Source organism: Gordonia sp. (in: high G+C Gram-positive bacteria), from assembly GCF_012515855.1.
Classification (GTDB): domain Bacteria; phylum Actinomycetota; class Actinomycetes; order Mycobacteriales; family Mycobacteriaceae; genus Gordonia.
Genome location: NZ_JAAYXO010000133.1, coordinates 1 through 6,185, shown reverse-complemented (window position 1 = coordinate 6,185; position 6,185 = coordinate 1). Strand labels below are relative to the sequence as shown.

Here is a 6,185-nt window from a genome sequence, read left to right as displayed (position 1 = left end):
TCGCGACGTAGATGCAGCGCACCTGCTGCGTCGGGTCGCCGGTCTCCCAGTTCGCCTTCTGGTTCAGGATCGCGTCGATGCAGACCGCGGTCTTACCGGTCTTGCGGTCGCCGATCACCAGCTGGCGCTGGCCGCGGCCGATGGCGGTCATGGCGTCGACCGCCTTGATGCCGGTCGCGAGCGACTCCTCGACGGGCTGACGCTCCAGCACCGTGGCGGCCTGCAGCTCCAGGACGCGCTCGGTCTCGGCCTCGATGGCGCCCAGGCCGTCGATCGGCGCACCGAGCGGATCGATCACGCGGCCGAGGAAGGCGTCGCCGACCGGCACCGACAGCACGTTGCCGGTCCGCTTGACCTCCTGGCCCTCTTCGATGTTCTCGTAGTCGCCCAGGATCACGGCGCCGACCGCGTCGAGGTCGAGGTTCAGTGCGACGCCGCGGATGCCGCCGGGAAACTCCAGCAGCTCGTTCGCCATCGCGCCGGGCAGTCCGCTCACGTGAGCGATGCCGTCGCCGGTGTCGGTGACGACGCCGATCTCTTCACGAGTGGCCTCCCCGCGCACCTCGTCGGTGTAATTTGCGATCGCGCTCCGAATGTCATCGGAGGAGATGGTCAACTCGGCCATATTCCTGCCTGCTCTTCCTGGGCTTTCTAAAGGGTCTGGGAATCGTTCTTAGGGGGTGGTCACCGCAGGCTGCGGCGCAGTGCCGCCAGCTTGCCGGCGATGCTTCCGTCGATGCGCTCGTCGCCCACGCGGACGACGACCCCACCGAGAAGCTCGGGATCGATCTCGACGTGCAGCGTGACCGGCGCCTCGAAGACTGCGGACAGCTTCTCCGACAGCTGGGTGCGCTGTGCGGCCGACAGCTCGCCGGCGGCCGACACGTACGCGACCTTGCGGCCGTTTGCCGCTGCGGCGAGTGCGGACAGGTCGTCGAGGACGTCGCCGGGGGCTTCGTCCGCGGCGACGACGGCCTCAGCGGCCAGTCGGCGGGTGACGTCGTCGACCTTGCCGGCGACCAGCGAGTCGAGCAGCCGAGCGCGGTCGGCCTGCGACCGCGCACGATCGCTGAGAGCCTGCTCGAGCTCGGAGTTGCCCTTCACGGTGCGCGCGAGGCGGAACAGTTCGTCCTCGACGGTGTCGAGACGGCCCTGCGACTTGGCGGCCTGCAGCATGGCCTCGCGGCCGAGCTCCTGCAGAGCGGTCGCCAGGTCGGCGTCGCGCGACCAGCTGCGCGCGGCGGCCGAGGCCACCGTCTGCTGGGTGATCTCGCCGACCTTGCCGGCGAGCAGACCGCGCGCGACCGCCGCTCGTGCGTCCGGCGCGGTGGCCGAGTCGGCCAGGGCGGTACGCAGCGCACGGTGGTCGGAGACGGTCTCGGCGAACGACAGCAGTTCTTCGCCGACGGTGACCGCCTCGTCGCTCGTGACACCGCGCAGAGCGGCTTCCAGCTCGACGCGAGCCCCGTCGAGGGCTTCACGGCTTGACGCTGCGTACATCTACCTACATTCCTTCTCGTGGCGTGACACGGCAGAGCGAGGGACGCGGCATCGGTGTACAGGTGCGGCGGAGGACCCTCCGCCGACCTGTCGCCTGTCCGTCGCTCATCGGTGCTCTTACTTCGCGGCTTCGCCGGCGACGTCGTCGAGCTCCGCGAGGAAGCGGTCGACGGTGCTCGCCTGCTTGACGCCGTCCGACAGCTCGCCCGCGACCAGCTTCTCGGCCAGGTCGACCGACAGGCGCCCGACGTCGGTGCGCAGTTCGGCGACCACCTGCTGGCGCTGGGCCTGCAGCTGTGCCGCGCCGTTGGCGATGATGCGGTCGCTCTCGGCCGTGGCCTGGGCCTTCATGTCCGTGATGATCTGCTTGCCCTGGGCACGCGCTTCGTCACGGATCTCGGCGGCCTCGTCGCGAGCACCGGCGAGCTGCTCACGGTAGGCCGCGAGCGAGGCGTTGGCCTCGGCCTGTGCGGCCTCGGCGCGTTCGATGCCGCCCTCGATGGTCTCCCGGCGCTCGTCGAGCACCTTCTGGTAACGCGGGGTCACGAACTTCCAGAAGACGAACAGGACGACGGCGAAGGCGACCAACGACCAGATGATGTCGTACCACGCCGGCAACAGCGGGTTTTGATCGGTCTCACCTTCGGCGGCGAGGTAGATCAGCTCAGTGGTGTTGATCATGTCTACGACTCAGATCAGAAGATGAAGCCGACGACGATACCGATCAGCGCCAGTGCCTCGGAGAGTGCGATACCCAGGAACATGGTGGTGCGGATCTGACCGGCGAGCTCGGGCTGACGGGCGATACCCTCGATGGCCTTGCCGGCCACGATGCCCACGCCGATGCCCGGGCCGATGGCGGCCAGGCCGTAGCCGATGGCGCCGAAGCCGGAGCCCTCGAAGGTGGTCTTGGTTTCGGCCGCGTCGGCGAGAGTCTGGGCGATGTAGCTCATCTTGCGATTCCCTTTCTTGGTGGCTCCCCGCCCGGTCGGGCGAGTGAGTCAGTCTGTGGTCCCGGTCGGGCTCGACCGAGTGTCGGTAGGTGTCAGTCGGTCAGTGCTGGTCGGCGTGCAGCGACAGGTCGATGTAGACCGCCGTCAGCAGCGCGAAGATGTACGCCTGCAGGACGATGATCATCAGCTCGAAGAGCGTGAACCCGATACCGGCGATCAGCGAGAACGGCGCGAACACGATGTGCCAGGTCCCGCTGAAGACGAAGAACTGGGTCGCGGCGAAGAACAGCACCAGCATGATGTGACCGGCCAGCATGTTGGCCATGAGTCGCACCGTCAGCGTGAACGGCCGCAGGATGAAGGTCGAGATGAACTCGATCGGGATCAGCAGCGGCTGGATGGCCAGCGGCACGCCGGGCAGCACGATCGAGGACTTGATGAATCCGAAGAAGCCGTACTTGGCGAAGCCCACCCACAGGTAGGTGATGTAGGCGACCGCGGCCATCACCATCGGCATGCCGATCCGCGCGTTCGAGGAGATGTTCAGGAACGGGATGATCGACGACAGGTTCAGGAACAGCGTCGCGAAGAAGATCGACGCGATGATCGCGAAGAACTTGCGGCCGTTCTCTTTGCCGAGGATCTCTTCGGCGATGTTGATCCGGACGAAGTCCAGGGCACTCTCGACGACGTTCTGCAAGCCGGTGGGCACCAGCTTGGGGCTGCGCATGCCTACGTAGAACAGCAGGGCGACCAGGACCGCAATGGCCAGCCGCATGATCATCAGGCGGTCGAGCGCGAACGGCGTTCCGGCGAAGGCCACGGCCTCCGGGAAGAAGTCGGCAAGACTCGGCGCGTGGAACTCGTCGGCGGCAAGGATGACGCTCAGCGTTCTCTCCCGTGTTCGGGACCGGGGCGTCGTCGTGGACACCCGGTCCGATCGGCAATCTGTGCGGGCACGAGATGTCGGCAGCGCCGTCGGGCGTTGCGGTCAGAGTGCTCGTGCGCCCAGAACTTTATCAAGTGGTTACCCTTGCCTGCGAATCCGCCCCCAGGTGAAGGCGGGTGACAGGCCCCTCAGCAACCTACTATCGAGCGTAGTAGCTGGTCGTTTCGCCCGAGTATGGAACGCGTCACTTCTTGGTGGAGGGAGTGTCGTCGTCGATGTACGGCTGTTTGGTGCTCAGCACGCCCCACACCTCCGATCCGAGGACGGCGACGATCGCGCCGATCAGCATGCTCACCAGAGCGCCCTTGGAGTAGAAGGTCATGTTCCCCAGCACCGCCATCACCACCAGCACCACCACCATCTTGAGGAACCAGCCGCCCATCACCGCCGCCATGGTCGCCGACGGCTTGAGATTGGCGGTGGCCATGATCGTGATCACCGTGAGCAGGATGAACGCCCCGCCCACACCGGCGCCGATGAGTACCCCGTAGAGACCGGGCGTGCCCTTCCACGGCCACCAGATGAGCAGGCCGATCAGGGTGAGGGCGAGCAGCCCGAGCAGCCCGTAGCGGAGACCGTTCTTGAGCGGCGCGAGCGAGTCGTACGACGTGTCCGGCAGCGGCTCGTCGGGGGTCAGGGCTGGGTTCTCGTCGTTCGTGGACACGCGCACCAGGCTACGTCATCGGCGCGGCCCGGCCGCTATGCCGGGTTCACGCCGAACGCCGGGCCAGACGCCGGCTCATCCTGGGCGCGAACGTCGCGATCAGCGCGATCAGCAGCCCCGCCGCGAAGAACGGCGCCACCGTCACCGGCCTGAACAGCGTGCACGCGGCCACCGACAGCGCCAGCACGCCGACCCACAAGTAGATGAGCAGCGCGACGCGCCGCTGCGAATGACCCATCTCCAGCAGGCGATGGTGCAGGTGCATCTTGTCGGGGGTCGCGAAACCCACGCCGGCCCGCGTGCGCCGGATCACCGCCAGCACCATGTCGAGCAGGGGCACGAACATCACCGCCGCCACCAGCACCAACGGCGAGAGCAGGGTGAACAGGTCGGCGGTGCCGTACGCGCTGCGGGCGGGCCGGCCGGAGGCGCTGGTCGCCGCCGCGGCGAGCATCAGACCGATCAGCATGGCGCCCGAGTCGCCCATGAAGATGCGGGCGGGCGAGAAGTTGTGCGGCAGAAAGCCCAGGCAGGCTCCCGCGAGCGCGGTGGTGATGAGAGCCGCCGGGTAGTAGCTGACGTCACCGCCCTGGTCGTGCAGCAGGCCCAGCGAGAAGATCAGGATCGCCAGCGCGGCGATCAGCCCGAGTCCGGCGGCCAGCCCGTCGAGGCCGTCGACGAAGTTCATGGCGTTGATGGTGGTCACCGTGATGACCACGGTGAGGATCCCGGCCTGCAGCGGGTCGAGCACCACGGTGCCGATGTCGGCGAACGGCACGTAGAGCAGGTACCAGCTGACGCCCATCACCACCAGTACGCCGGCGGCGGTGATCTGTCCGACGAACTTGGTCAGCGCATCCAGGCCCCACCGATCGTCGATCACGCCGACCAGCACGATCACCAGACCCGCGGTGACCACCGCGGTCAGATCGTGGGTGTAGGCGAAGCCGCGGTTGAGCGCGGGCAGCTGCGCGGCGAGCGCGACGGCGCAGACGATGCCCGCATACATCCCCACGCCGCCCAGACGCGGGGTCGGGATCACGTGAACGTCGCGGTCACGCGGAACGGCGACCGCTCCGGCGCGGATCGCGAAGACCCGGACCAGGGCCGTGAGCAGATAGGTGATCCCGGTCGCGGTGAGCCCGACCAGAGCGAGCTCGCGCAGCGGCACGCCGGCGCCGCTCACGGCGTCGAGGGCCAGCGGCCCCAGTCCGCTTCCGGTGTCGATCACGCTGCCACGCTACTCGGCGGTGGGACGCAGATCCGCGGGCTCGACGTCGAGCACCTCGGCGATCGCGTCGATGCTCACCGCTCCCTCGCGCAGCACCACCGGCGACTCGCCGGTCAGGTCGACGATCGTCGAGGCCACCGCGTGGTCGGCGGGACCGCCGTCCAGGTACACCGCGACCGAGTCCCCGAGCTGCTCGCGTGCCTGCGCGACGGTCGACGACGGCTGGCCGCCGGACACGTTCGCGCTGGAGACCGCCATCGGACCCACCTCACGCAGCACCTCGATGGCGACCGGGTGCAGCGGCATCCGCAGCATCACGGTGCCGTCGGTGTCACCGAGGTCCCACGCCAGGGACGGCGCCTGCTCGACGACGACGCTCAAACCACCGGGCCAGAACGACTGCACCAGCTCGCGCGCCTGCGGGCTCACGCGTTGTACCAAACCGTCGATGGTCTGCCACGAGCCGACGAGCACCGGGACGGGCATGTCGCGGCCGCGGTGCTTCGCCGCGAGCAGCGAGGCCACCGCCTCGGAATCGAAGGCATCGCAACCGAGTCCGTAGAGCGTGTCGGTGGGGATCACGACGAGCCGGCCTCCGCGGGCTGCGCCGACCGCGGCCCGGAGGCCTGCGGCGCGCTCGGCGGGATCACTGCAGTCGTACACGGCGCTCACGAGTTCCATCCTGTCACGTCGGGGCCGTCGTGCCTGCGAGCGGTCACGAAACGCGGCCGACCGGCCAGGTCGGTGCGGCTGATCACGTCGGAGAACCGGCCGTCATCGGCGAACACGGCGACGGTGCGGGCGGCGGTCGAGTCGTCGTGCTCCACGGCTACTGCCCCGCCGGAACCGAGTGCCTCCGCGATGAGCGGCACCATCGCCTCGATCAAG

Annotated in this window: 7 protein-coding genes and 2 pseudogenes; all 9 read right to left on the bottom strand. The window is 68.4% G+C overall.

What is annotated here, in order from left to right:
- Window positions 1-625 (bottom strand): annotated as a pseudogene (locus GX543_RS09965) (F0F1 ATP synthase subunit alpha); the annotation flags it as partial.
- 59 nt (window positions 626-684) lie between these two features.
- Window positions 685-1,500, bottom strand: coding sequence for a F0F1 ATP synthase subunit delta (locus tag GX543_RS09960; RefSeq protein WP_290851697.1), 816 nt, complete (start codon window positions 1,498-1,500; stop codon window positions 685-687).
- A gap of 117 nt (window positions 1,501-1,617) precedes the next feature.
- Window positions 1,618-2,181: a F0F1 ATP synthase subunit B gene (locus GX543_RS09955; RefSeq protein WP_105941900.1), complete on the bottom strand. Its 564-nt coding sequence runs from the start codon at window positions 2,179-2,181 to the stop codon at window positions 1,618-1,620.
- 14 nt (window positions 2,182-2,195) lie between these two features.
- The gene (locus tag GX543_RS09950; protein ID WP_105941899.1) at window positions 2,196-2,453 is read right to left on the bottom strand and encodes an ATP synthase F0 subunit C; all 258 of its coding nucleotides are present in this window, start codon (window positions 2,451-2,453) and stop codon (window positions 2,196-2,198) included.
- Between the two features lie 100 nt (window positions 2,454-2,553).
- Window positions 2,554-3,384, bottom strand: coding sequence for a F0F1 ATP synthase subunit A (gene atpB, locus GX543_RS09945; RefSeq protein ID WP_234353922.1), 831 nt, complete (start codon window positions 3,382-3,384; stop codon window positions 2,554-2,556).
- Window positions 3,385-3,586: 202 nt separating this feature from the next.
- Window positions 3,587-4,066: a hypothetical protein gene (locus GX543_RS09940; RefSeq protein WP_290851693.1), complete on the bottom strand. Its 480-nt coding sequence runs from the start codon at window positions 4,064-4,066 to the stop codon at window positions 3,587-3,589.
- A gap of 46 nt (window positions 4,067-4,112) precedes the next feature.
- Entirely contained in the window at window positions 4,113-5,276 is a 1,164-nt protein-coding gene (locus GX543_RS09935) for a glycosyltransferase family 4 protein (RefSeq protein ID WP_290851699.1), read from the bottom strand.
- A gap of 30 nt (window positions 5,277-5,306) precedes the next feature.
- Entirely contained in the window at window positions 5,307-5,969 is a 663-nt protein-coding gene (locus GX543_RS09930; protein WP_290851692.1) for an L-threonylcarbamoyladenylate synthase, read from the bottom strand.
- Window positions 5,966-6,185 (bottom strand): annotated as a pseudogene (locus GX543_RS09925) (peptide chain release factor N(5)-glutamine methyltransferase); the annotation flags it as partial. The pseudogene GX543_RS09925 and the gene GX543_RS09930, both read right to left, overlap by 4 nt.